Source organism: Tepidanaerobacter sp. EBM-38 (assembly GCA_001896545.1).
In the GTDB taxonomy this organism is placed as follows: domain Bacteria; phylum Bacillota; class Thermosediminibacteria; order Thermosediminibacterales; family Tepidanaerobacteraceae; genus Tepidanaerobacter.
On record MPOT01000024.1, the window covers coordinates 24,573 to 49,404 of the forward strand.

Sequence of the window (24,832 nt, forward strand, 5' to 3'; positions counted from 1 at the left end):
ATGCTCAGCATCCTCCCTGAATTTATTTTCCTTCTTTAAAATATTTGTCAGCACCCGGATGAAGGTCGATTGACATACCATCACGACCTGTTTCAGCCTTGATTAAAGCACCCATTGAGTGGGCAACTTTTAATCTGTCTGGGTTTTCATACATTGTCTTGAGTAAGTTGTAAGCAATTTCTTCGTCAAGATTTGAACTTACTGCGAGCATTGACATAACGGAAACAGCCTTTACGTCTTCTGTCATACCGTTGTAAGTATCGGCAGGTATGACTGTTTTAACGTAGAATGGATATTTTTCTATAAGTTTGTCTGCCAGCGCATCATCAACGGCTAATAGTTTTACCTTATGCTGTGCGGCAATATCCTGGACGGCTGCTGTTGGAAATCCGGCAGTAACGAAGGCTGCATCGACATTGCCGTCCTTTAGATTATTTGCAGCTTCAGAAAAGGATAGGTACTGGATACTAATATCGTCATAAGTAATTCCGGCAGCTTCCAGTATCTGTCTGGCATTAGCTTCGGTGCCGCTTCCTGCCGCACCTACGGCAACCTTTTTACCCTTTAAGTCTGCAAGTGAATCTATTTTTTTGCCTTCTAGAGTAATAATTTGAATAGTTTCCGGATAGAGAGTGGCAAGCCCCTTGATGTCTTCATACTTATTGTCCTGGAACATCTCGATGCCGTTAGCTGCATAATATGCGATATCATTCTGAACAAAAATTACTTCCACTTCGCCATTTCGAAGGAGATTGACATTGGCTACCGATGCACCGGTTGTCTGTGCTGTTGAATTAACATTGCTGATATTATTTGTCCAAATCTCAGCAAGAGCTCCGCCAAGCGGGAAATAAGTTCCGGCTGTGCCTCCGGTTGCAATTGTTACAAAAACATTTTCGGCTTTCTGTTCCTTGTCCTTGACAGACTCATTCGCATCACCATCGGTTTTACCACCACAGCCGACTATAAGCCCTGTTAATAATAAGGCAGTTAACAAAACAGCAATAAGCTTTTTACTCATCTTTTTCCCTCCAAATTATATATTATAATTCATTACATGGTATTTGTATTATATGTTTAATATAACCAAAACCAACAGATAACTACTGAATACAACAAAAAACAAATACTTGTATACAGTATAATATATTTACAAAATTCGGCAAATAAACATTTTACTATTTATTATAAATTATAGGTTGCTGTTTTTTCAGAGATTTTCGTGTATAATATATAAGATACACATCTAACATGGGAGGGGACTTCATTGAAAAACGTATTTAAAATAGTAATAGCCGTACTATTAATAATCGCTATTTTGGTAATGCCTGTTTTTTTGACATACAACAGCTTGGTAGCAGCCGATGAGGCGGTTGACAGTGCATGGAGTCAAGTAGAAAATCAACTGCAAAGGCGGATGGATTTAATACCTAATTTAGTAAATACGGTAAAAGGTTATGCCGCACATGAAGAAAAAATATTAACAGAGGTTACTAGAGCCAGGGAGAAACTCATGGCCGCAGGTTCTGTAACTGAAAAGGCTGAGGCTGACAAGGAACTTACAACGGCTCTGTCAAGGCTCATTGCAATAGCGGAGAACTATCCTGAACTGAAGGCCGATGCCAATTTTCGACAACTGGCAGATGAACTGGCAGGAACAGAGAATCGTATAGCAGTATCTCGCATGGATTATAATAATGCTGTACAGGATTACAATACAAAAATAAGAAGATTTCCAACCGTAATTGTTGCAAAACTTTTTGGCTTTGAAAAGAAGGACTACTTTAAAGCTGCGGAAAATGCGAAGGAAACTCCGATTGTAGATTTTAACGATGATAGTAAATAGCTGTAATTTGCAGGCTGATTGGTTGCGAAAGCGGTGACATAAATTGATTAAAAAATTAAAATCTCATGAATTAAAAAAGCCCGTAAAAACCAAACCATTATCTTTTGTCGTTGCGGTTCTGGTTTTTAGCCTCATGCTTATAAACTCGGGTTTTGCTTCGGCTGAACCTGTGCCTGCCAAACCTGATACAAATATTTATGTATTTGATTATGCCAACCTTATAGATGAAGCTGACAAACTGGAAATGCAAAAAATTGCAAAGACCCTAGATGATAAGACTGAGGCCGAAATAGTTGTTGTCACTGTAAATGACTTATCGCATATGGAGATAGAAGATTATGCCCTCAAATTATTTAGGAGCTGGGGAATAGGCGATAAGGAAAAAAATAATGGTATATTAATCATTGTAAATAAAGAAAGTATCTTAAATAATCAAAGGGGACGCATTCGGATAGAGGTAGGGTATGGCCTTGAAGGTGCAATAAATGACGGTAAGGCGGGGGCTATTCTTGACAATTTTGCACTGCCCGCTTTTGAAATAGGAGAATATTCCAAAGGAATCCGAGATACCTTTATGGCAGTTTGTTCTGAAGTTGCCAAGGAATATGGTTTGGATTTAGCAAATGAAGAATTATCGGACCTGCAAAATTATTCAGTGGCGGAAGCTGATGACATAACTTCTTGGGAAGTGCTTCTTGCCGTAATAATTTTCATAATTATCCTGATCTTGCTAACTAAAAAACACAGCCGCCGGTACTACCGCAGGAATCCCTTTGACGGTCCTTTTGGGGGCGGCTTTGGCGGTGGCGGTTTTAGAGGTGGAGGTTTTGGCGGAGGCGGCTTTGGTGGTGGTAGCAGCGGCGGAGGTTTTGGCGGCGGCAGAAGCGGCGGAGCAGGAGCAAGCCGATAGTTTCTTTATAACTTGAAATATGCTGCAATAAGAGTTTTTGCAGGAAAAGAGGTGTACCATGAATATAACTATTAAGGGTTTTGAAGAGATAAGTATTGATAAGACAATAAAGCTAATGGAATTAACAGAAGATTACCAGCATAATTTTAATTCTCCTATTATTGCTGCCATAGTTGATGGGAAACTTAGAGAACTGACATATGTGCTTGATAAAGATTGTGAAGTAGAGTTTATCGATATGTCGACAGAGACCGGGATGAAAATATATCTAAGGTCATTGATATTTTTATTTGTAAAGGCTTGCCATGATGTTATACCGAACTGTCAGGTTCGTGTTGAACATTCTCTTGGCGACGGATTGTATTCCGAGCTCATGGCTGAAGAACCGATAGATGAGGAAGAAGTAGAGGCCATAGAGAACAGAATGCGGCAGTTAGTTGAAAAGGATGTGCCTATTAAAAAATATAAAATGCCTATTGAAGATGCTCTGGACATATTTAAAAAAGCCGGCATGCAAGACAAAGTAAGGCTTCTAAAGTATCGGAAAGAGGAATATATCAATATATATGAATTAGATGGCATGAAAAACTACTTTTACGGGTATATGGTGCCATCCACAGGTTATTTAAGGTGGTTTAAACTAAGGTTCTATTTGCCGGGTATTATTTTACAGCATCCAAGTAAAACAAATCCCACTTATATAGCACCATATCGCGAGCAGCCAAAACTTTCAAGTATCTTTAGAGAATCAAATAGATGGGCGCAGATTCTGGGGATTCCCGATGTAGGAGCTTTGAATGACTGCATAAGATCAGGTAAAAGCGGTGAAGTCATAAGAATAGCCGAGGCCCTCCATGAAAAAAAGATAGCCCAGATTGCAGATATTATTTATAAAGACAGCGAGCAGTTAAGAATAATTCTTATAGCCGGTCCTTCTTCATCAGGCAAAACCACTTTTGCTCAGCGGCTAATAGTGCAGCTTATGGTAAACGGCCTCAAACCAATTTCCATTTCTTTAGACGATTATTTTCTAGACAGAGATAAGACTCCGCTAGGTGAGGATGGAAAACCGAATTTTGAAGCATTAGAGGCTATTGACCTCAAGCTCTTTAATCAGCAATTGACAAGACTTATTCAGGGAAAGGAAGTCATTCTGCCGAAATTCAATTTCCAAACAGGGAAAAGAGAGTATAGAAATTATCCCATAAAAATTGAAAAAGACCAGCCCATTATTATCGAAGGTATTCACGGATTGAATGAGCATTTAACGGCATCAATTCCGAAAGAAAATAAATTTAAAATATATGTAAGTGCTTTGACTCAAATCAATCTTGACAATCACAACCGTATTTCTACCACAGATACAAGATTATTAAGGCGCATTGTTCGCGACAGCTGGAGCAGAGCAGCTGATGCCAAAAAAACCATATCTATATGGCCGTCTGTTATGAAAGGTGCACAAGAAAATATTTTTCCATATCAGGAAGAAGCAGATATAATGTTTAATTCTGCATTAGTTTATGAAATACCCGTACTAAAAAAATATGCGGTTCCACTTTTGAAACAAATTAAAATTCAAGAACCAGAGTATATAAAGGCAAACCACCTCTTAAAATTTCTTGAGTATGTGGAGCCGATTGAGTATGAGAGGGATATTCCACTTACATCCATTATAAGGGAGTTTATAGGCGGTAGCTGCTTTTATGAGTAGGAGTTGCTCAAAACTGAACATTTAAGTCGGAACTTAAATTTGACTTTGTTTTTTGAGTGTGATATATTGAAACCAGATAGACATATATTTTTATTGAGTTTTTAGGAGGAATGAATAATTGCAAGGTAAAGTTAAGTGGTTTAACCAAGAAAAAGGCTATGGTTTCATCGAAGTCGAAGGAGACAAAGATGTCTTTGTTCACTATTCGGCAATTCAGCAGGAAGGCTTTAAGACCTTAAAAGAAGGAGATAGCGTAGAATTTGACGTTGTAGAAGGCCAAAAAGGTCCTCAAGCCGAAAATGTAACATTGGTTCAATAGCTGAAAATAAGCCTGGGCTATCCCCCAGGCTTTTTATGTTCTTACCGTTTATTAGCGGAAATATAATTTGAATAAACCTGGGATATTATATATAATATAGTTACATATAGCAATAATTGCAATTTCGGATAAAATGCATCAATCGATGCATTTTATAAAAAATTCCCAGAAGGGAGTTGAGCTTTATGAAATTAAACATCAGCGGTAAAAATTTTACTGTAACAAAAGCTTTAAAGGACTATGCAGAAAAGAAATTAGGAAAGCTCGAAAGATTCTTCGACAGTGAGGTAGAAGCTCAAGTAACATTAAGTGTCGAAAAGAATCGGCACATTGTGGAAGTGACTATGCCTATTAATGGCATGTTACTGCGCGGTGAAACGGAAACCTATGATATGTATTCTTCCATCGACGCTGTAGTGGATAAACTCGAAAAACAAATAGAAAAGTATAAGACTAAAACAGCTCGAAACATCAAAAAGAAGTCTTTTGACTACAGCGGAAATGGCAAGAAAGCATCAAATGAAAATGAGCCCAGAATTGTAAGAATCAAGAAATTTGCCTTAAAACCCATGGATTTGGAAGAAGCCGTAATGCAGATGGATTTATTGGGTCATGACTTCTTTGTTTTCTCTAATGCTGAAACTGACGAAGTCAACGTGGTTTATAAGCGCCGCGACGGCAACTATGGTTTGATAGAACCTGAACTTTTGTAAACTTAAGAATGAATCAAAGCCCGCCTAAACAGCGGGCTTTTTAATATTATTTATATATTTTAATCATTATATTTGCAATAGGAGGAATTGCCAATTAAAAGTCGAATTTAAACCATATGAAATGTGGGGTGATATCATGGATTGTTTTTTAGAGGAAAATATGCTTATTTCCCATTGCGAGGACCTGATAAAAAAAATAAAGGACATTGTTTCGGCGAAAATTATAACAGGACCTGATGGTAAAATAGCGGAAATTCATGTCATATCAAAGGCCGGCAGAAGCCCTAAGCAGATAGCAAGAGATGTGGAATCAACACTGATAGCATTTCTGGGCTCTGAAATCGACCACAAAAAAATAAGTATTGCACAGATAAATGATGAAAAAAATGTGATGCAGCCGAGATTGAAAATATCGAAAATCGCAACAAGCAAAACCCGTAATAATCTTGAAGTAAAGGTTTTACTGGCTGATCCCGAAGGAAAAATCTTATAAGGATCAGCAACAGGTTTGACATCACTTCAAAATCGCATGAGAACCACAGCTTGTGCTGCGTTAAATGCTGTGCGGCTTTTTTTGGCTGAGGACTTTGCTCTTTTATTAGATGATATATATACATATAGAATTGGCAACTATCAAGCCATATCTGTCCTTATTCTTCTTTCAATGGACGAAAAAGAAGAATATCTTTTAGGCAGTGCTTTAATCAAGCAGGACATCTATGAAGGGGTAGTATCGGCAGTGTTAGGTGCTATAAATAGAAGAATAGGCCTGCTGATTTAAATAACACCAACGACATATTTATCTATCCAGGCTATAACTTTAAAGCCGTAGACGGCCTTATAACCAACTTTCACCTTCCTAAATCTACCCTTATAATGCTTGTCAGTGCTTTCGCGGGAAGGGAAAAGATTTTAAACGCGTACAAAGAGGCAGTAAATAAGCGATATAAGTTTCTTAGTTTGGTGATGCAATGTTAATCGTTTAGTTTAGTATAAATCTGCAAGCTCAATATTCAGCACATAGGTATTGCTGTTTGTTGTAAGATACACCATACCGCCTGATGCAGCGCTGATATTAGAGATATCCTGCTCTGCGGTAATTCCGAGTGAAGAACTTGCGGCATATGTGACAACAGCCGTTTGACTGGCCCTTATTTTGGACAAAGTCTGTTCAATATTAAATTCCCCGCCGACTATTGCTGATATGCCGGCATCCGGAATGTAGATGACAGGGGCCACAATATTATCGATTTCAAGCGGCTTTTTATGTGTATTACTCCAAAGATACCTTACTTCTGTAGACATGTTGACTTCGAATATTTTTTTATTACTGCGGATATCTCCAGCATGTTTGTCGACTGTCTTATATCTTATTTCTTCATCTGCAGGTCTACCTTTAAGTAATAAAGACACTTCCGTATCATTTATTTTTTTTGCTTCTTCAAAAGTAATTCCCTTTTGCCTGGCAATACTTGCGATATACCGGTCTTTAGTATCCGGTGCATAATTAGTCGTAAACCATGGGGACGTACCCCTTGGTTCTGCATCCACTTGATGCACCAAGGTCAAGGAAATGCCGTCAGGTGTAGTCTTCCACAACCTAAAATACTTCAAGAATTCTTCACTGCCAATACTAATGGTCATATTCACCGGCTTTTTATATTTTTGAAAAACATAACCTTCACCATATCTGCCTCTGTATTTCCACCCCTTGTTTTCCACAAATGAAATCATTAAATCGGCACCGTCCTCATTTCTTGTGATATACCTTGCCGAATCAATAGGCACCACAATATCATTAGACAATGCGAGCCTTACGGTTCCTTTAATTACCGGTATAGTACTGCCTTCCCGAAATAAGGCAGGCGTCAATATTACCAGGACAAGGACTGCCGTGATGCAAATAAATAAAAGCTTATTTTTCATTTGATTCCTCCTCACTTTATGAAGCTATTTTATAGAACCAAGGGGACGTACCCCCTGGTTCAGCATCTCTTGGTGCATACGTTTTGATTCTTATTCTATCTGAAGTAAAAAAATCAAGATTACGATTTGTAAAACTTTAACTATGCTTAAAGATTTTATATGTAAAAGAAAGAATCCTATAGTAATCATTGTTCTAATAAACGTAGTAATTAAAAGTAGAGTAAAATAATGCGATTATTCATGGCACCAGAAAACATGAAATTAGCTTAATTATCCATTTTCAATAATCAATACCCTCCAATAAGATTTTATGAGAACTGGTGTACCACCTGTTTTATGGTGCCATTCTGCAGACACCTCTACTTTTATTAGTCCCATTCAGGTATGTATGGCAATAGTAATGGAGGTTAATGTATTCTTTAGAATACATTTTTCCCATTTTTGGACTAGAGATTATGTTACTTCAGGTATTACTAGGAGGCCTATCCCACTGGCACATGTTTAATCTGTATAGTATCGCTTTATACAAAGGTCATGATATAAATGAAATAGAACAAAACCAATTACAGACCCGATAATGTTTGAAATAATATCATCTATATCGGTTATCCTGTATGTACCGATGATAAAAGATATAAAAAATTGGAGAAATTCCACAGTAAAAGATGAAATAAAACCAACTAGAACTATCTCATGAAAAGCGGATATTTCTCTAAACAACAGCGGAGTTAAAAAACCCATTGAAACAAATAGAATAATATTGCCAAAGACTTGTCGAAAAAGATGATCTGGACTTGGGATTTCTTATTAGTTGAATAATACTTTTAAAAGGAACAAAATTATTTTTAGGGGAATTTGGGACAGCGTTATAAACAGAAAGCTGACTATATACACAAAAAATAAAAAAATCAAGATATGTTTTGACAGTGATATTTTCTTTTTAATCCCTAAATCAAAACGGCTATATAACCTATCGACGATATAAATTGAAACAATACAGAATTTATCGTTTGCAAATCCTCCAAGTCAAATAACCTTATATAAGATTACCGGGAGGCCTGCCCATCCGTATTACAGATCGCCCCTAGTTGGGAATTTTATTTAATTCTTCATCGGTTAAAGGTTCAATATCATCTTCAGATACCATTTCATAATAAAAATATTTAAAGATTCTTGAAGAACTGCCATGCTCATCTGAAATCTGCTCTCCGGTTCCGATAAGGTATATGACTTTTTCCTTCGGATCGGTTTGAAATATGCGTGCGTGAATTTTTTCATCTATGATGATATCATGCGTATCGATCAAATTTCCATCTATATCAAACTTTTTCAAGCCATCATCGGACCCGACGTAAATATAATCTCCATCCACTAATATATTATCCTCACTCTTACGTGCCAATACTTCCATTGACATATTAACAGATCTGCCTTTTATAATATTTCCTTCATAATCAATAATAAATAAAAAGTATGGAGACAATAAATTTTCCTCTTTTACATAGGTACTGCATATTGCTATTAGCCGTTTATGTGACGGATCCGGTTTAACTAATTCTATATTCACCTCGTTAGGTATTTCCAATATGCTTTTTTCGTTCCCGTTTGAATCCAGGAGTATTATAGAACCACCTATTATCGTATTTATCTTATCAAAGGGAGGATCCGGAGCGTTGGGATCAGCAGAGAACCATATATCACTTTGCTTGGGATCATTGGCTGCCAGTATGATATTGTTGAATCTATCTTTGGTTATATAAGAAACATATTTAAACTTTGGATTTATATACTCCCATTTAATTTCCCCGGTGAGGGCATCTATCCCATATACTGGGTTATATTCGGTAAAGCTGCTGACCGCTATTATGAGACCTTCATCGTTTGAAATGCAGATTTCCGTCACCGGTTGGTTAGTGTTTGTTACTTTATTTTCTCCGATTAATACATTCCATATTATGTCGCCTTTTTCATTAACACAATAAACTTTTCCATCCTGACCGCCAAAATATGCAAAACTGTTTTTGGTAAAAACAAATTTCGGAACGGTCATTATAAAGTTTTCATTGTATTCGAAAGGAATAGTATACTCTAATTTGCCATTGGGATTTATTATCAAAACCTTAGAATTACCAAAATCATAGGCATATATGTTTCCGTTGGGATGTAATCCCAACTCAACTATTTCCACGGAATTTAGTCCCATGTCAAAAAACTTATATTCGCCGGCGACTTCTCCGCTTGAAGCATGGATGGCAGTTAAACCTTCTTCAAAATTTGTGGTATAGAGAATGTTCTTTTCGGAGTCTAATGCTATATTTGAATGCTGAGCAAGAGTGCGATGTATGTCCAATTCAGGAGGAAATACCCATTCAATTGATTTTGACAGATTTTGAGATTTTATTCTATCGGAATTATCATTTGTGGTATTTTTTGCACCGATTTCATTCGAGTGGCTTTTGTTATCATATGTAATCGGTAATGAGTTATCTTCTTTTATTTCGGCATTTTTGCATCCAATGATAAATAAAGATAACGCTATTAGCATTGTTACCAATAATATACATGCTTTTTTCAAACGAAATCCTCCTATAAATTATATATTATATAGTAAAGATTGTCTCTCATCTCAGATGAGAGACAATTCATGGATGATTGTTAATACACTACTATTCGACTAATGTCTTCAAGTTCAGCGTCTTTAAGATTATCAGTGAAATTAATATTTTTCCCATTTTTCATTCCGGGATCATGAATATAGAAATATTTATCATAGCTGTTGGAACTAACACTATATTTGTTATTTTTAGGAATTTTGTTTAATTCTTCATCGGTTAAAGGTTCGATTTCATCTTCCGAGAATCTCCCTTGTCATTTTCATAGGTTATGATGCATTCATATTTATTGTCGATGACACGAACCGGTTTATATGAGTCGGGTATAAAGCTCGGCAGGTATAATTCTTTATAATTGGTCAGGTGCACATGGGGTTCAGTGCCTTCGTCCTGAATCACTATCCTGGTGAATTCATCCTTAATGTCCAGATAAAAATTCATCACCGGAACTCTGACGGCTTCAACCTTGGCTACCAAGAACCATGTAGCTATGATAAATACGGCTGCCGTTTTGCTCAGAATCCTACCATATTTGTTCCGGTTTTCCGCTCTTTTTTGCTTTGTGCAATCTATATCGAACATTTTCATTGCTTATATTAAGCATTTGTGCGATTTCAGCATTACTGTAATCATAAAAATATCTCAGAATTATAACATCGGAGTATTTTTGCGGCAATTTTGATATATTGCTTTTCATCAATTCCGCAGATTCTTCGGATATGACAAATTCCGGCGGTGCCATGTTGGTGTCAATTGGTTCAATTGCCAATTCTTCCAAGGAAACGGCATAATTTTTCTTTCGTCGGCGGTATATATCAATAGATGTGTTCTTAACAATAATAACGATTAGAGCTCTGGTTTTGTTAGAAAAAACATCATCGATTTTATGTAAATTTTTAATAATTTTCATGAAGGATTGCTGGACAGCATCTTCTGCCAAATCTACATTTTTCAAGATGGCATTTGCTATTTTAAACATAGATGCCTTATAATTCTTGTAAAGCAGTTCAAATTTGCTGCTGTCAGCATTGCTGCCGCACATTGTCAAATATATGAGCATATATACCAGTCCTCAATTATGTAGGTGAATCTAATATATTTTCGGACAATTAACTCTTGTTTTATTGTATCATCTGCATATGGTTTACTCAATGAAATTTCCATATGAGTTTTTAAAAAAATATTTACTGTTGATAGAAAAGGCCACGGCAAAAACATGTGAAACAAGATATTACCTATGTAGCATAGAACCTGATGCCACAAAATTTGCAGTAAACATTCTTAAACTGGAAAAGTCAAAAAAGAGAAGAAGTTTGAAGGCTAAACGTTTTAAAGCATCAGGGAGTTTAAGTTACCTTGAAAAAGTATTGTCTTGTACCAGTGTTGATTAAATTTGGAGCACCACAAACATACTGCATCTCTCATATTTTTTGCCGCAACGGCATTTTTTTAAAAATCCTTTTGGGATTGTTGTGTTAGAATAATTTTTCATGCGTTTGCCGTGTGTAAAAAGGCAGTATAAGATGACACAAACAATAAAATGTAATATAATTAATACTATGATTCAACTATAAAAAGTCAATTTTGACCTATGCTTTTAAGCAGATTGAGGTGGTAGTATGTTAAATATACTTAATAAAATATTAGGCAACGGCAATGAAAAGGAAATCAAAAAACTTCAAAAAACGGTTGACGTGATTAATGCTTTGGAACCTTCCATCGAAAAGCTTTCCGACAGTGAACTTCGCAGTAAAACCGATGAGTTTAAAGAACGGCTTTCCAAAGGGGAAACCCTGGATGACATCTTGCCGGAGGCCTTTGCTGTGGTAAGAGAGGCATCCAAGAGAACGCTGAATATGAGGCCTTTTGACGTTCAAGTTATGGGCGGCATTGTCCTTCATCAAGGTCGCATAGCCGAGATGAAGACCGGTGAAGGCAAAACATTAGTCGCTACAATGCCGGTGTATCTAAATGCTCTTACTGGACAAGGCGTTCATATAGTCACAGTTAACGATTACCTGGCAAAAAGAGATAGTGAATGGATGGGCAAGATATATAATTTTTTAGGGCTTGAGGTGGGCCTGATAGTTCATGATTTGGATTTTGAGGAGCGTAAAAAAGCTTATAATGCCGACATAACTTACGGCACCAACAATGAATTCGGCTTTGACTATCTGAGAGATAATATGGTACTCTACAAAGAGCATATGGTTCAACGACCTTTAAACTATGCCATCGTTGATGAAGTTGACAGTATACTCATTGACGAGGCTCGGACTCCGCTTATAATTTCAGGGCAAGCCGAAGAGTCTACGGATATATATTATAAATTTGCCCGATTTGTTCCCCGACTTGTGCCAGATGAAGATTATACGGTGGACGAAAAAGCTCACAGCGTCATGCCGACGGAAAAGGGAATCAAAAAAGCTGAAAGTTTTCTAGGTATTGAAAACCTGTATGACGAAGAAAATATGGAATTATTACACCATCTGCAGCAAGCCTTGAAGGCACATGCGCTAATGAAATTAGACAGGGATTATGTTGTAAAAGACGGACAGGTAATAATCGTTGACGAATTCACAGGTAGACTTATGTTCGGCCGAAGATACAGCGATGGTTTGCACCAAGCCATTGAAGCAAAGGAAGGCGTCAAAGTAGAAAACGAGAGCAAGACATTAGCAACCATAACATTTCAGAATTATTTCCGCATGTATAAGAAACTTGCAGGCATGACAGGTACTGCAGCTACGGAGGAGGAAGAATTCCGCGGGATTTACGGCCTTGACGTAGTAGTTATACCTACGAATAAACCTATGATAAGAACAGATTATCCTGATGCTGTCTATAAGACGGAAAAGGGTAAATTCAATGCTGTAGTGGAAGAAATCCAAGAATGTCATAGAAAAGGGCGTCCGGTGCTTGTAGGCACAATCTCCATTGAGAAATCCGAACTTTTAAGCAGCATGCTGAAACGCAAGGGCATCCCCCATCAGGTGTTAAATGCCAAGTACCATGAAAAGGAAGCGCAAATAATAGCACAGGCAGGGCAAAAGGGTGCTGTGACTATTGCGACCAATATGGCCGGTAGAGGTACCGATATAGTATTGGGAGAAGGAGTGGCAGAGCTTGGAGGTCTTCACATAATAGGTACCGAAAGACATGAGTCCCGCCGAATTGACAACCAGCTCAGAGGCCGGTCCGGACGGCAGGGAGATCCAGGTTCTTCAAGATTTTATATATCCCTGGAAGATGATTTAATGCGGCTTTTCGGAGCAGATAATATAAAAGGCATAATGGATAAGTTAGGCTTAGAAGAGGATCAGCCTATTGAACATCCGCTTATAACAAAGTCTATCGAGAATGCTCAAAAGAAGGTTGAAGCCCACAATTTTGATATAAGAAAACATGTTTTAGAATATGATGATGTGATGAATACCCAGCGTGAAGTCATATATTCCCAGAGACGGCATGTGCTGGAAAGCGAAAACCTAAAAGACAGTATAATGGAAATGATTGCCCAGGTTGTAGATAGATTGATGGATATATATGCTTCAAAGGAAATTCATCCGGAAGAGTGGGATATAAGCGGTCTTTCAGAGTATTTGAAGGATATATTTCAAATAAGCTGCGATATTGACGAAAGCAAACTTGAGGATATGTCAAGGGAGGATATTTGCAGTATACTCATCGAAAAGGCTCAAGCTGCTTATGAGAAAAAGGAAGCAGAGCTAGGCAGTGATACCATGCGTGAACTGGAACGGTATATTATGCTCAAGACCGTTGACCAAAAATGGATGGATCATATTGATGCCATGGATCAATTGCGAGAAGGCATAGGCCTTAGAGCATACGGTCAAAGAGATCCGGTAATAGAGTATAAATTCGAAGGTTATGAGATGTTTCAGGATATGATAAAAAATATCCAGGAAGATACCCTGCGATATCTTTTCCGAGTTCGGATAAAGGCAGCTCCGGAAAGGCGGGAAAAGACTTACAATATGTCCTATTCTCATAGTGAAACTGGAGAAAAATCTCAACCGATAAGGAAACAAAAGAAAATAGGCCGCAATGATCCTTGCCCCTGCGGCAGCGGCAAGAAATATAAAAAATGCTGCGGTAGAACGGTTTAAGGGGAAAGCAGATATTTATTTATGAAATGAGATGAGGGATAAACATGCTTGATGAATATAGAATTGAGATAGAGGCGGCAAAGCCTGTTTTAACTGAACTGAGGGATTCACTTTGAAATCGATAAAATTAAACTGGAGATAAATCAGTTAGAAGAGAAAACCCTTGCTGCAGATTTTTGGAACGACCAAGAATTGGCTCAGAAAACCTTGCAGCAGTTAAATGACCTTAAGGAAAAATTTAATAATTTCACATTACTTGAAAAAAAATATGATGATCTTTTGACCCTAATCGAGCTATGCACCGAAACCGATGATGAAGAACTTCGAACGGAACTGCTTAATGAAGTGAAAGACTTTAAAAAGCAGTTAGAAAAAATGAAATTACAAACCCTTCTTTCAGGTAAATATGATAGTAGAAATGCCATTCTTACTCTTCATGCGGGTGCGGGAGGTACCGAAGCCCAGGATTGGGTGAGTATGCTGCTTCGCATGTATACCCGATGGGCTGAAGATAAGGGGTATAAGGTAAGCATACTTGATATGCTGCCGGGTGATGAAGCCGGAATAAAAAGTGCCACCATTTTGGTGGAGGGACCAAATGCTTACGGGTATTTAAAGTCGGAAAAAGGAGTGCACCGCTTAGTCAGGATTTCCCCCTTTGATGCTGCCGGCAGGCGACATACATCTTTTGCGTCAGTAGATGTTATGCCTGAAATTGATGATGATATTGAAATAGACATTAAACCTGAAGACCTTAAAATAGATACTTTCCGATCGGGAGGAGCAGGCGGCCAGCATGTAAATAAAACCGAGTCTGCAGTCCGCATAACTCATATTCCAACAGGAACAGTAGTATCGTGCCAAAATGAGCGCTCACAGCAAAGCAACCGCAATACGGCAATGAAGATTTTGAGGGCAAAACTCTTTGATATTTATCAGGAAGAACAGCAAAAGGAACTTGATAAAATAAGGGGCAGCCAGAAAGAGATAGCTTGGGGAAGTCAAATACGGTCCTATATTTTTCATCCTTACAGCCTTGTGAAAGACCATAGAACCGATGTAGAAGTAGGCAATGTTCAAGCGGTAATGGACGGTGAATTGGATGAGTTTATAAATGCATATTTAAAATCAATAGCAAGGTAGAGATATACGGTTGTTTATTAGGGAGTATCGCAAATATTTTAAAATATTTGCGATACTCCCTAATTTTAATTGACAAGTAAAACCTATGCGTATAATATAAAACAGAGGCTAAAACCAAATTGATGTTGACCTTAAAAGTTTATTATAGTAAAAATATTGGGCATTATATATGATATGATTGATAGTAATAGTCAAAATCAGGGTATATAATTTCTGTTAATGCAGCAGAATTTGAACATCATAAACATAATCATTAAGAGAAAATTAATTTTAAAAAGCAGGTGGTCTATTTCATGGAAGTCTTGAACATTACATTAAAAGGAACTTTAGCTGGTGTATTTGGAACGGGTTTGGGCGGGTTGCTAATTGTTTTACTTGGAAAGCCTAGAAAAACAGTTTTAAGTTCTGTTATTGCTTTATCCGGAGGGATAATGCTATCGGTGGTCTTTTCTGATTTACTTCCTGAAGCTATTAGAATGGGAGGACCTTTCTCTGCCTTCATAGGTTTATTGATGGGTGTTGTATTTCTTTTGCTTTTGGATTTATACTTACCTCACTGCCACTTTCAAAGCGGAACAGATGGCGACTGTAAACAGGTTCGCTATATGCGCGCAAGCATTCTTATAGGTTTAGGTATAGCGATGCACAACTTTCCTGAGGGTTTAGCCATAGGAGCAGGATATGCTGCATCAGATGAGTTAGGTTTATCATTGACGTTTATTATAGGCTTACAAAATATACCCGAAGGTATGGCTATGGCAGGGCCTATGAAAGCCGGATTTTTAAGTAATTTAAGCATATTAATGTGGACTGCATTAGCAGGTGTTCCCATGGGCATAGGAGCATTTTGCGGTGCATTGGCCGGAGGAGTATCAAGCTTGATTTTATCCCTATCTCTTGGCTTTGCGGCTGGGGCAATGCTTTACGTAGTCTTTGACGAACTGCTGCCTGAAGCTGATGAATTATCCGAGGGCCACTCAGCTACATTCGGAGCTATTTTAGGTGTAATTATAGGTCTTATGGTTTCGCTGTTTTAAGATATTTTATACCATGCCGTAAATGACTATGATATGATATAAGGCAATAAAAGCGGGCGGTCGATGACTTCTCGCTTTTATTGTTTTATAGGGCATTTAAAAAGCCGATATTTTGACTAAGAAGGAATCTGACAGAATACTGTAGAATTATAATTACATCTTAGTATAAAATAACACATGTGAGTATTTAAAGCTTGAGTGTGTTGTATCTGCGAAATGAGTTGGTTTTATGAGCGAAAAGGAAATCGTAACGAGATTTTTTTTAGATATACTGTTTCCTCCAAAGCCCTACTGTCTGCTATGTGGTAATAGACTTGCGAATACCGAGTCGATCATATGTGAAAATTGCAAGAATAAGATTGAGCCACTTACCGAGCCTTTATGCGGTAAATGCGGAAAGCCGTTAAAAACCGGGTTTCTTTTCTGCAATGACTGCCAAAACGAACACCATGCTTTTGTGCAAGCCCGCTCTTATGGCCGATATGATGGGGTATTAAAGCAATTAATTTATGAGTTTAAATATAATGGAAGGCAAGAACTGGCAGAAATTTTAGGTCAAATGATGTTTAGTCTTTTAAAGGAAATTTCATGGCCTGATTTTGACTACCTGGTTCCGCTTCCTCTTCATGCAGCAAGACAGAGGGAAAGAGGTTTCAATCAAGCATATTTACTGACGAAAATTTTGGCTCGAAAAAGCAGTATACCGGTATTTAATGGCTTAAAAAGAGTAAAACCAACTGAACATCAGACCTTTCTTGATAAATCTTTCCGCAAGAAAAATCTTGAAGGTGCCTTTAAAGTTGTAAAAAATAGTAAAATCCATGATAAGACTGTGCTTTTGATAGATGATGTGTATACTACTGGTGCTACGACCGGAGAGTGCTCCAAAAGCCTTCTTGAAGCCGGAGCTAAAGCTGTTTATGTAATGACTTGTGCAAGAGGATAATAGGCTAAAGAAAAAATACAAAGATTTCGAATATATATGTAAAGGAGTGGAACCGATATGGATCTTAGAAACTGCCCGGAGTGTGGGAAACTTTTCGTCTATAATCATCGAAACTTGTGCCCTGAGTGTTTAAAAAAAGATGAAGAAGGTTTTGATCGCGTGAGAGATTTTCTTTACGATAATCCTCAAGCTACAGTAGAAGAAATATCTGAGGCTACCGGGGTGCCTACTAAAAGTATTTTGGAGTATTTAAAAGAAGGCAGATTGATGCTGAGCAGCAAAAATGTCAATATTGTTTTGAGCTGTGAGACCTGTGGAGCACCAATTTTATATGGCAGATTTTGTGAAAAATGTACAGGCAAATTAAAAGGCGGTTTTACCTCAGGCCAAAAATCAATGTTTGTTGATGAAGATATGAAAGGGAAACTGCATTTGTCAAAACTGAGAAAAGATAAAAAATGAGATATATATAGCAAATAAAGAGCGGAAAAAGGAGATAAATCCTCATCAGCGGTGTATATGCTCGTTTTATAGACTTATATATATATAAAATCTATCCGAAATATATTAAGAAGAGGTTAGCTTTAAGACTCTTATAAGGGGGCTTTTTTAACATGAATATCTCAAAAAGTCAATTAGATGGGGTAATAAGAACTTACCTGAAAAATCCGGAGCAAATCAAAAGCAAAACTGATATAAAATCTAAAGAAATGCAAGCTGATGAGTTGAGTATTTCTGAGGATGTGCAGGAATTTGCCAGGTTGGTCAAACTTGCCTCTAAGGCAGATGATATAAGAATTGAAAAAGTAAAAGAGTTAAAAACTATGATAAATGCCGGAACCTACAATATAGACGGTAAATTGGTGGCAGATAAGATTATTGAAGAACATTCTACAGAGAAATTGATTTAAGAGGCAATGGGGGCTTTGAATATGAAACAAGAGTTAGTCGGATCCATCCTTATAAATGTCATGAGAGAACAGCTTGAGATATATAAAGAATTATCGAATCTCGCTGAAGAAAAAACAAATATACTTATTAAGGGCGATCTTGCACTGCTCAACGAAATAACTGAAATAGAACAGGCATTAATCTTCAAATTGGGTAAATTAGAAGAAGAAAGAGTTGAGTTGGTAAAACAGATTGCCGAAGAGCATGGTAAAGATACTTCCGAAGTAAAAGCGGATTTTCTTAAAAGTATTTTCCCGGATCAACAAGAAGCCGAAACTTTTTCCGGTATTTACAGTGAACTTAAATCGGTTTTACTCGAAGTTGATACAAAAAATGAGACAAATGCAAAGCTGATTAAAAGTGCATTGGATTACATTGATTTTTCAATCAAACTCTTGACTGATTCCGGAGAAATAAAAACTAATTACAGTCCTGATGGAGTCAATACACAGAAAGCGTTTCATTTTATTGATAAAAAAGCATAAGGCGGTGAAAGCTATTGCAATCAAGTTTTTTAGGAATCGAAATCGCAAAAACGGCTTTGTTTGCCAATCAACGAGCTCAGCAAACCGTAGCTCATAACGTGTCAAATGCCAACACTCCGGGCTATTCCCGGCAAAGAGTAATTTTAGAGGCTACTCATACTGCTTATGGAATGGGAGCTAATTGGCAAATAGGAACAGGTGTAAAGGTATCTGATGTGGATCGCATACGCGATGAATTTACCGACAGGCAGTATAGAAATGAAAACTCCAGTCTTGGGCAGTGGAATATTCAAAGTGATATTTTAAAACAGGTGGAGGCAGTTTTTAATGAACCGTCGGACATCGGCATAGCCTCGGTGTTAAATGAATTTTGGGCAGGGCTTGAAACACTTTCCAAAGATGCGGCTTCACAGGAAGCGCGTGAAACGGTCAAAGAAAAAGCCATTACATTGGCCAATACCATTAATCACGCCGTAACTCAGCTAAATGACATAGTAAGCGACATAAATTATAGGATTTCCATACAGGTAAACGAAGTCAACAGTATTGCCAGCCAGATTGCTCAACTAAACCTTCAGATACGGCAGGCGGAAACCGGCGGCGCTTCTGCGGCAGATCTAAAGGACAGTCGCGATCTCCTTTTAGATCAGCTGTCGAACTTGGTACAATTTGAATCCTACGAAGATGAGAACGGAATTTTTTCTGTAAATGTCGGTGGCGCTATTTTAGTAAAAGGACCGGATAGTGCCAATATGGAATTTGACACTTCGGTTCCCAATGGAAAAATAAAATGGAAAGAGTATACTTCGGATGTGCGGATTTTAAAAGGCGAACTCAAAGGCCTTATAGAATTAAGAGATGATAAACTGGAGAACTACTTAGACCAATTAGATAAGTTTACACAAACATTTGTGGACGAATTTAATGCGATTCATGAAACAGGCTATAACTTAGATGGTGAAACGGCAATAGCATTTTTTGAATATGCCAATGGGGTATTATCGGTAAATCCAGATATAGTTAGCAATCCTTCAAAAATAGCGGCCGCAGAAGAAGAGGATGGTATTCCCAGTGATAATCGGATCGCCCTGGAATTGGCAAACTTTAGATATAAGACTATAGACATAGATGGCAGAAACTGCACTATTGACGACTACTATGGCACCATTATTGCAAAAATCGGAGTAGATTCACAGGAGGCTGCCCGAGCGGCAGACAGTCAGGCTTTTATGGTAAGCCAACTGAACGAACGCAGACAAATGACATCCAGTGTATCCCTGGATGAAGAAATGACCAAGATGATCCAATACCTACATGGTTACAATGCGGCCAGTCGAATTGTAACCACAGTAGATGAAATGCTGGATACCATAATCAATCGCATGGGTGTGTAATCGGAAGGTGGAGATGAAACATGAGAGTAACTCAATCTATGATAAGTGAAAATTTTACGCGAAACCTTATGCAAAACTTAAAACGTTTAAGTGATGTTAATGACAAGATATTATCTGAAAAAAACATAAGACGTCCATCCGATGATCCGGTAGGTGCTGCCATGGCTATCAAACTTCGCCGACAGATTGCAGCTATACAGCAGTATAACAGCAATGCCCAAGATGCCTTGACCTGGATGAAAGATACGGAAACAGCTCTTACTAATACGGGCGATATACTTCAGCGTTTAGATGAACTTACGGTTCAAGTGGCAAACGGCACATTAACCCCCGATGACCGAGAAAAAATACTATATGAAGTTAAGGAATTAAAGGATCAGCTATTTCAAGAAGCAAATTCGACAAGCCTTGACAGATATCTGTTTGGCGGGTATTCTACGGATAAACCCCCGTTTATTAAAAATGATGTTACGGGCGAAATAGAGGAAAACCCCGATACTGTTAATGGGGCTATTGAATATGACTTAGGTCAGTCTGAACGCATATCTATAAATTTGACGGGCTATGACGTATTCAGCGATATATTCAAAGCGGTGGAAAACCTTGAAACTGCTATCGAAACGGATGATACCGAAGCTCTTTCAGGTCAGGTTCTGGCAGATATAAAAAATGCGACGAGCACAGTCTTAAAATATCGTGCCCAGATAGGTGCACGCAGCAACCGCTTAGAGGCTACGGTCTTAAGACTCGATGCCAATGAAGTTGATTATAAAGCACAGCTTTCAAATATCGAAGATATTGATTTAGCTCGGATGATAACTGACTTAAAAATGGAAGAAAGCGTATACAGAGCATCCCTTTCAGTAGGGGCAAGAATCATTCAGCCAAGCCTAGTTGATTTTCTAAGATAATCGTATTCTAACCTATAACAATATCAAGCCTCTTTATAGGAAACGGTCTTGGATCATCCAGACATCACAGTTCTCGATGATAGCCTTATCGAATAATGTATGTTGTTTTATTAAAAATGGCGAAGATATTTTTTGCGCTGCTATCGGTTAGGGGGATTTGTAATGCTCATCTATGATCTTGATATCCAATTTAAGTTTGGGAAAATAGGCATTGATACCTATAATGCTTCTATAGACCCTAAAATGGATATTCAGCAGCAAGGTGTTGAAATAAAAACTCAGTCATCAGAGTTCTCTGTTGAAAATACTTTCCCGATTATCGAAGACATTGATTGTTCCCGCTGCAGGACTGATATGGGTTATCCCCAGCCGCTTGTTGCATCTACCATATGGAGGGATGAAGCTAAACAATATGTTATGGAATATCTGGGCAGCAAATCTGCCGGAGGCGATGCCTTAGGAGCAATCGAAAAGGGTATATCCATCGGCGATATAGTGGAAAGCGAGTCCTTTCAAGAACCGCCGGAAATCAATGTAGATGCAGTACCGAAAACACCTCCGCGCATTACCTTCAGATATGGCGAAATAAGATCACAGCTTCTGCCCGGCAATGTTAAAGTAAATGTTTCGGGAAAACCGGTTGTCATTGACTGCGAAAAGGCAAGAATTAATATTTTTATGGAAGAAAATCCATACATAGCCATTAAAGCAGTTCCGAAAGGTCAAAATATAGATAGCATCGCATAGGAGTTGTATTATTATGACAGTAGATACCAACTTTGAGGATTTGAAAACTGATGAAGAAAAGGTGATAACTTTTATAAACGGCATTATGGGCTTGGAACAGTATAAAAAATACTTATTGCTGAACCATCCTGGCAGTGATACTGTTAAATGGCTGCAGGCCTTAAATGAACCCGGAATTGCCTTACCCGTTGCAGACCCATCGCATTTTTATCCTGATTATGCACCTAAAATTTCAAGAGAAGAACTTCTCAAACTAGACATAACATCGCCCCAAGAGGCGATAGTTTTGTGTGTCCTTACAATTTCCAAAGAGGCAAAAAATATCACAATGAATCTTAAGGCGCCGATAGTTATAAATCCTGCCCAACGCATAGCCGATCAGTTTATTGCCGAAAATCCCGAATACGATATACGCCAACCTATAAACATAACAAAAAACTCCGATGATGGGCGGTGTAAATCTTGTTAGTCCTTACAAGAAAAGCAGGAGAAGGTATATACATAGGCGAAGATGTCCTTATAAAAATCTTTGAAATCGAAGGCGATCGGGTAAAAATAGGCATCGAAGCCCCGAAAACCACAAAAGTTCTCAGACTGGAACTATATGAAGATATCAGCGGAGAAAATATAAAAGCTACAGGTGTCAGCAAAGATGTCATTGATGAGCTTTTCAAAGGCCTGTAAATCAAAGATTTCCAACAACCGCATTATTTGCGGTTTTATAATGTACCTTCCATGTCGGAGCTGGCGGTCGATGACCGCCCCTACTAAAATAAAAAAACAGAATTTCGAGGTGTTAGAATGTCCTTAAATTCCCGCGATATAATCAGATACATAGAAAAATTTACTTTCAAGGATCAGAACATAAGCCTTTTTGATGATAACTCCTCCACAAAAGTTGAATATATTGAAATAAATAAGATGAAGATACCGCGCTTTATAAACGAATTCTGGACATCAAGGCAAAGGCAGGCATCCCCCTTGCATGAAGTATCCTACAGAGCGTGTTTCAAACCGCAATTGCCGAGATTTTTCATAAACCTCCTTACAGAAGAAAAAGATACCGTCTATGACCCCTTTTCCGGGCGAGGGACTACAGTAATTGAAGCCGGAATTCTTGGGAGAAATATCATTTCAAATGATATAAATCCCCTTAGCCGAATCCTAACAATGCCAAGATTTTTTGTTCCCGATATAGATGCCGTAATCGAAAGACTTGATAAAATCCCATATGATAAAAGTGCTCGAGCGGATATAGACCTTTCCATGTTCTACCATATCGATACCGAAACAGAAATAGTATCACTGAAAAATTATCTAAAACAAAGAAGTTGTGAAGGAAAAGAAGATTCATTGGACGCATGGATTAGAATGGTGGCTACGAACCGTCTGACCGGGCACTCACCTGGCTTTTTTTCAGTGTACACCCTTCCTCCCAACCAAGCAGTGACTCCTGACCGACAGCTAATAATAAATGCAAAAAGAAACCAAAAGCCGGAGTATAGAGACACCAAAAAACTCATCATCAAAAAATCAAAAAGCCTTATAAAGAACCTTGAAAAAGCTGAAATAAAGAATCTGCATAATGCCGGTAAGACCGGCCTATTCCTTACAAAGGACGCAAGGAATACATCGGAAATACCCGATGAATCCGTCAGCCTCACGGTAACATCACCGCCGTTTTTGGATGTGGTCCAATACGATAAAGACAATTGGCTAAGATGCTGGTTCAATGATATTGATGCCGAAGAAATCGCAAACAATATTACTATGTCAAGGACCATAGAAGAGTGGTCATCGGTCATGCAGGATGTATATAAAGAGCTTTACCGAATAACAAAAAAAGGCGGTTGGGTTGCCTTTGAAGTAGGCGAGGTAAAAGGCGGTAAAATAAAGCTGGATGAATATGTGGTGCCACTGGGTATAAATGCAGGATTTAGCTGTGCAGGCATTTTAGTAAACCGGCAGGAATTCACAAAGACATCCAATATATGGGGAGTAAAAAACAACAAATCCGGGACAAACACCAATAGAATAGTACTTTTCACTAAAGATTTTTAACCTATTCCTTTATTATGAAAAATATGATAAGCTATAATTGCTTTACTTGAATTTGCAGTGGAGAATGAGGAGGGCCTTTATGGACGATAGTCAGTTTAAAGAATTGGTATTGCAGCAATTAAAAATCTTAACTGATGGCCAAGTCAAAATGGAAACTCGTCTAACTAAACTAGAGCAAGGTCAGGCTCAATTAGTGGAAGGTCAGACTAAGTTGGAACAAAGCCAGATTAGGTTAGAACAAAGCCAGGCTAAGTTAGTAGAAAGTCAGACTAAGTTGGAACAAAGCCAGGCAAAACTAGAACAAAGACAGGCTAAGCTGGAACAAGGTCAGGCTAGACTGGAGAAAGGCCAAAAAGCTATTCACAACGAGTTGAAATACATATGGGACGACATAAAGAAACTGGACAATCGACTATGTGCCCAAGAAGAGAAACTTGCGCGCCAAAGCAGGTGAAATAGAATACATAAGCTTTAAGCCCCGGTGATTTCATCCGGGGCTTAAATATTAAATGAAGGGATTATCCATTAGTAGGTAAAATCTACAGCGAAGGCACCCCTTGTAGAAAATAGCAGAGCAGAAAATATTAAAGAACTAAAAGTCAATAAGAATTTCAAGAACTGTGGAATAAGGTAGGAAGATAAATTTATTGGCAGAGAGGTCAATTAATATTTTTCTTATTAAGCCTCTTCACAGCTCTTCTCCATGGAACGGAAGTATAGTTGTTCTTCCACCTTTGTGTCTAAAGAATTTGTGACTGCCTTTTTGTCGGATCTGCTCAAACCCTAAGATCTTGAGGATTTGTACCATCTCCACTGATGAAATAATAGTTAATTTACTCATATAGAAATCTCTATCTGCTGAACGCCGATGAATTCATTTGCTGTAACTTTGCTGTTATTCACTTCTAGATAAAGCTCTATAGCCTCTTTTATTCTTGGCAGCAATTCTTCAACGGTTTTAGCTTGTGTATGACATCCTCTCAATGCAGG

At 38.0% G+C, this 24,832-nt stretch carries 29 protein-coding genes and 1 pseudogene; 23 read left to right on the forward strand and 7 right to left on the reverse strand.

The features are described from left to right. Nucleotides 1–22 precede the first annotated feature (22 nt). A complete protein-coding gene (locus tag BUC45_RS01730; RefSeq protein ID WP_296969865.1) occupies nucleotides 23–1,021 on the reverse strand; it encodes a TAXI family TRAP transporter solute-binding subunit in 999 nt (332 codons plus the stop codon). Nucleotides 1,022–1,267: 246 nt separating this feature from the next. Between BUC45_RS01730 and BUC45_RS01735 the strand changes: the two genes are divergently transcribed. The 8 genes and pseudogenes from BUC45_RS01735 to BUC45_RS01770 all read left to right on the forward strand — a co-directional run. Next, on the forward strand, nucleotides 1,268–1,846 hold the full coding sequence (locus tag BUC45_RS01735; RefSeq protein WP_013777911.1) for a LemA family protein: 579 nt from the start codon (nucleotides 1,268–1,270) through the stop codon (nucleotides 1,844–1,846). Between the two features lie 43 nt (nucleotides 1,847–1,889). Beyond that, nucleotides 1,890–2,756, forward strand: coding sequence for a YgcG family protein (locus BUC45_RS01740; protein ID WP_296969866.1), 867 nt, complete (start codon nucleotides 1,890–1,892; stop codon nucleotides 2,754–2,756). 58 nt (nucleotides 2,757–2,814) lie between these two features. Next, nucleotides 2,815–4,467 (forward strand): nucleoside kinase, encoded by a 1,653-nt coding sequence (locus BUC45_RS01745; protein WP_296969868.1) that lies wholly within the window; start codon nucleotides 2,815–2,817, stop codon nucleotides 4,465–4,467. Between the two features lie 118 nt (nucleotides 4,468–4,585). Next, nucleotides 4,586–4,786, forward strand: coding sequence for a cold-shock protein (locus tag BUC45_RS01750; protein WP_013777914.1), 201 nt, complete (start codon nucleotides 4,586–4,588; stop codon nucleotides 4,784–4,786). Between the two features lie 185 nt (nucleotides 4,787–4,971). Then, nucleotides 4,972–5,499 (forward strand): ribosome-associated translation inhibitor RaiA, encoded by a 528-nt coding sequence (gene raiA, locus BUC45_RS01755; protein WP_013777915.1) that lies wholly within the window; start codon nucleotides 4,972–4,974, stop codon nucleotides 5,497–5,499. Nucleotides 5,500–5,635: 136 nt separating this feature from the next. Further along, nucleotides 5,636–5,992 carry a hypothetical protein gene (locus BUC45_RS01760; RefSeq protein ID WP_296969870.1) on the forward strand — a complete coding sequence of 119 codons (357 nt, stop codon included), beginning with the start codon at nucleotides 5,636–5,638 and terminating at the stop codon, nucleotides 5,990–5,992. Between the two features lie 15 nt (nucleotides 5,993–6,007). Continuing rightward, the gene (locus tag BUC45_RS01765) at nucleotides 6,008–6,280 is read left to right on the forward strand and encodes a hypothetical protein (RefSeq protein ID WP_296969872.1); all 273 of its coding nucleotides are present in this window, start codon (nucleotides 6,008–6,010) and stop codon (nucleotides 6,278–6,280) included. Between the two features lie 11 nt (nucleotides 6,281–6,291). After that, nucleotides 6,292–6,485 (forward strand): annotated as a pseudogene (locus tag BUC45_RS01770) (S-adenosylmethionine:tRNA ribosyltransferase-isomerase); the annotation flags it as partial. Between the two features lies 1 nt (nucleotide 6,486). Here BUC45_RS01770 and BUC45_RS01775 read toward each other — a convergent pair. The 5 genes from BUC45_RS01775 to BUC45_RS01790 form a co-directional block, all read right to left on the reverse strand. Further along, nucleotides 6,487–7,425 (reverse strand): hypothetical protein, encoded by a 939-nt coding sequence (locus BUC45_RS01775; protein ID WP_296969874.1) that lies wholly within the window; start codon nucleotides 7,423–7,425, stop codon nucleotides 6,487–6,489. Nucleotides 7,426–7,926: 501 nt separating this feature from the next. Further along, complete coding sequence (locus BUC45_RS11950) at nucleotides 7,927–8,226, reverse strand: VanZ family protein (RefSeq protein WP_366749506.1); 300 nt, start codon at nucleotides 8,224–8,226, stop codon at nucleotides 7,927–7,929. Between the two features lie 283 nt (nucleotides 8,227–8,509). Further along, on the reverse strand, nucleotides 8,510–10,000 hold the full coding sequence (locus tag BUC45_RS01780; protein WP_296969877.1) for a hypothetical protein: 1,491 nt from the start codon (nucleotides 9,998–10,000) through the stop codon (nucleotides 8,510–8,512). Between the two features lie 256 nt (nucleotides 10,001–10,256). Continuing rightward, nucleotides 10,257–10,619, reverse strand: coding sequence for a hypothetical protein (locus BUC45_RS01785; protein ID WP_296969914.1), 363 nt, complete (start codon nucleotides 10,617–10,619; stop codon nucleotides 10,257–10,259). Next, nucleotides 10,561–11,097, reverse strand: coding sequence for an RNA polymerase sigma factor (locus BUC45_RS01790; protein WP_296969880.1), 537 nt, complete (start codon nucleotides 11,095–11,097; stop codon nucleotides 10,561–10,563). Before BUC45_RS01790 ends, BUC45_RS01785 begins: the two co-directional genes overlap by 59 nt. 91 nt (nucleotides 11,098–11,188) lie before the next feature. Here BUC45_RS01790 and BUC45_RS01795 point away from each other — a divergent pair, with 91 nt between their 5' ends. From BUC45_RS01795 to BUC45_RS01865, 15 genes are all read left to right on the forward strand, one after another. Next, nucleotides 11,189–11,428 carry a hypothetical protein gene (locus BUC45_RS01795; RefSeq protein ID WP_296969883.1) on the forward strand — a complete coding sequence of 80 codons (240 nt, stop codon included), beginning with the start codon at nucleotides 11,189–11,191 and terminating at the stop codon, nucleotides 11,426–11,428. Between the two features lie 228 nt (nucleotides 11,429–11,656). Next, nucleotides 11,657–14,167, forward strand: a complete 2,511-nt coding sequence (gene secA, locus BUC45_RS01800) for a preprotein translocase subunit SecA (protein WP_296969886.1) — start codon at nucleotides 11,657–11,659, stop codon at nucleotides 14,165–14,167. Nucleotides 14,168–14,211: 44 nt separating this feature from the next. After that, nucleotides 14,212–15,310 (forward strand): peptide chain release factor 2 gene (gene prfB, locus BUC45_RS01805; protein ID WP_296969889.1). Its coding sequence is split into 2 segments (ribosomal slippage): nucleotides 14,212–14,280 and nucleotides 14,282–15,310, totalling 1,098 coding nucleotides; the frame shifts between segments, so codons are not numbered across the junction. Between the two features lie 293 nt (nucleotides 15,311–15,603). After that, the gene (locus BUC45_RS01810) at nucleotides 15,604–16,347 is read left to right on the forward strand and encodes a ZIP family metal transporter (RefSeq protein ID WP_296969892.1); all 744 of its coding nucleotides are present in this window, start codon (nucleotides 15,604–15,606) and stop codon (nucleotides 16,345–16,347) included. Nucleotides 16,348–16,576: 229 nt separating this feature from the next. Further along, a complete protein-coding gene (locus tag BUC45_RS01815) occupies nucleotides 16,577–17,293 on the forward strand; it encodes a ComF family protein (protein ID WP_296969893.1) in 717 nt (238 codons plus the stop codon). Between the two features lie 57 nt (nucleotides 17,294–17,350). Continuing rightward, nucleotides 17,351–17,755 carry a TIGR03826 family flagellar region protein gene (locus BUC45_RS01820; RefSeq protein WP_296969894.1) on the forward strand — a complete coding sequence of 135 codons (405 nt, stop codon included), beginning with the start codon at nucleotides 17,351–17,353 and terminating at the stop codon, nucleotides 17,753–17,755. A gap of 152 nt (nucleotides 17,756–17,907) precedes the next feature. Next, entirely contained in the window at nucleotides 17,908–18,204 is a 297-nt protein-coding gene (gene flgM / locus BUC45_RS01825; protein ID WP_296969896.1) for a flagellar biosynthesis anti-sigma factor FlgM, read from the forward strand. Nucleotides 18,205–18,225: 21 nt separating this feature from the next. Further along, nucleotides 18,226–18,729: a flagellar protein FlgN gene (locus BUC45_RS01830; protein WP_296969898.1), complete on the forward strand. Its 504-nt coding sequence runs from the start codon at nucleotides 18,226–18,228 to the stop codon at nucleotides 18,727–18,729. A 14-nt stretch (nucleotides 18,730–18,743) separates the two neighbouring features. After that, nucleotides 18,744–20,123: a flagellar hook-associated protein FlgK gene (flgK, locus tag BUC45_RS01835; protein WP_296969900.1), complete on the forward strand. Its 1,380-nt coding sequence runs from the start codon at nucleotides 18,744–18,746 to the stop codon at nucleotides 20,121–20,123. Nucleotides 20,124–20,143: 20 nt separating this feature from the next. Further along, complete coding sequence (gene flgL, locus BUC45_RS01840; protein ID WP_296969902.1) at nucleotides 20,144–21,034, forward strand: flagellar hook-associated protein FlgL; 891 nt, start codon at nucleotides 20,144–20,146, stop codon at nucleotides 21,032–21,034. Between the two features lie 162 nt (nucleotides 21,035–21,196). Next, nucleotides 21,197–21,781, forward strand: coding sequence for a DUF6470 family protein (locus tag BUC45_RS01845; protein ID WP_296969904.1), 585 nt, complete (start codon nucleotides 21,197–21,199; stop codon nucleotides 21,779–21,781). A 13-nt stretch (nucleotides 21,782–21,794) separates the two neighbouring features. Then, complete coding sequence (locus BUC45_RS01850) at nucleotides 21,795–22,250, forward strand: flagellar assembly protein FliW (protein WP_296969906.1); 456 nt, start codon at nucleotides 21,795–21,797, stop codon at nucleotides 22,248–22,250. After that, nucleotides 22,244–22,465, forward strand: a complete 222-nt coding sequence (gene csrA / locus BUC45_RS01855; RefSeq protein ID WP_276791816.1) for a carbon storage regulator CsrA — start codon at nucleotides 22,244–22,246, stop codon at nucleotides 22,463–22,465. The genes BUC45_RS01850 and csrA overlap by 7 nt, the downstream gene beginning before the upstream one ends. Before the next feature lie 117 nt (nucleotides 22,466–22,582). After that, on the forward strand, nucleotides 22,583–23,842 hold the full coding sequence (locus tag BUC45_RS01860; protein ID WP_296969908.1) for a DNA methyltransferase: 1,260 nt from the start codon (nucleotides 22,583–22,585) through the stop codon (nucleotides 23,840–23,842). Nucleotides 23,843–23,921: 79 nt separating this feature from the next. Then, nucleotides 23,922–24,296 (forward strand): hydrolase, encoded by a 375-nt coding sequence (locus tag BUC45_RS01865; RefSeq protein WP_213973705.1) that lies wholly within the window; start codon nucleotides 23,922–23,924, stop codon nucleotides 24,294–24,296. A gap of 234 nt (nucleotides 24,297–24,530) precedes the next feature. Here the strand turns inward: BUC45_RS01865 and BUC45_RS11955 are convergent, their stop codons facing one another. Then, entirely contained in the window at nucleotides 24,531–24,683 is a 153-nt protein-coding gene (locus tag BUC45_RS11955; protein ID WP_366749504.1) for a type II toxin-antitoxin system HicA family toxin, read from the reverse strand. Between the last annotated feature and the right edge of the window lie 149 nt (nucleotides 24,684–24,832).

Coding starts and splice junctions, on each gene's coding strand:
- BUC45_RS01730 (WP_296969865.1), bottom strand. CDS start 1,021: ATGAGTAAAAAGCTTATTGCTGTTTTGTTAACTGCCTTATTATTAACA.
- BUC45_RS01745 (WP_296969868.1), top strand. CDS start 2,815: ATGAATATAACTATTAAGGGTTTTGAAGAGATAAGTATTGATAAGACA.
- raiA (WP_013777915.1), top strand. CDS start 4,972: ATGAAATTAAACATCAGCGGTAAAAATTTTACTGTAACAAAAGCTTTA.
- BUC45_RS01760 (WP_296969870.1), top strand. CDS start 5,636: ATGGATTGTTTTTTAGAGGAAAATATGCTTATTTCCCATTGCGAGGAC.
- BUC45_RS01775 (WP_296969874.1), bottom strand. CDS start 7,425: ATGAAAAATAAGCTTTTATTTATTTGCATCACGGCAGTCCTTGTCCTG.
- BUC45_RS01785 (WP_296969914.1), bottom strand. CDS start 10,619: ATGTTCGATATAGATTGCACAAAGCAAAAAAGAGCGGAAAACCGGAAC.
- BUC45_RS01790 (WP_296969880.1), bottom strand. CDS start 11,097: ATGCTCATATATTTGACAATGTGCGGCAGCAATGCTGACAGCAGCAAA.
- BUC45_RS01795 (WP_296969883.1), top strand. CDS start 11,189: ATGAAATTTCCATATGAGTTTTTAAAAAAATATTTACTGTTGATAGAA.
- secA (WP_296969886.1), top strand. CDS start 11,657: ATGTTAAATATACTTAATAAAATATTAGGCAACGGCAATGAAAAGGAA.
- BUC45_RS01810 (WP_296969892.1), top strand. CDS start 15,604: ATGGAAGTCTTGAACATTACATTAAAAGGAACTTTAGCTGGTGTATTT.
- BUC45_RS01815 (WP_296969893.1), top strand. CDS start 16,577: ATGAGCGAAAAGGAAATCGTAACGAGATTTTTTTTAGATATACTGTTT.
- BUC45_RS01820 (WP_296969894.1), top strand. CDS start 17,351: ATGGATCTTAGAAACTGCCCGGAGTGTGGGAAACTTTTCGTCTATAAT.
- flgM (WP_296969896.1), top strand. CDS start 17,908: ATGAATATCTCAAAAAGTCAATTAGATGGGGTAATAAGAACTTACCTG.
- BUC45_RS01830 (WP_296969898.1), top strand. CDS start 18,226: ATGAAACAAGAGTTAGTCGGATCCATCCTTATAAATGTCATGAGAGAA.
- flgL (WP_296969902.1), top strand. CDS start 20,144: ATGAGAGTAACTCAATCTATGATAAGTGAAAATTTTACGCGAAACCTT.
- BUC45_RS01845 (WP_296969904.1), top strand. CDS start 21,197: ATGCTCATCTATGATCTTGATATCCAATTTAAGTTTGGGAAAATAGGC.
- BUC45_RS01850 (WP_296969906.1), top strand. CDS start 21,795: ATGACAGTAGATACCAACTTTGAGGATTTGAAAACTGATGAAGAAAAG.
- BUC45_RS01860 (WP_296969908.1), top strand. CDS start 22,583: ATGTCCTTAAATTCCCGCGATATAATCAGATACATAGAAAAATTTACT.
- BUC45_RS01865 (WP_213973705.1), top strand. CDS start 23,922: ATGGACGATAGTCAGTTTAAAGAATTGGTATTGCAGCAATTAAAAATC.
- BUC45_RS11955 (WP_366749504.1), bottom strand. CDS start 24,683: ATGAGTAAATTAACTATTATTTCATCAGTGGAGATGGTACAAATCCTC.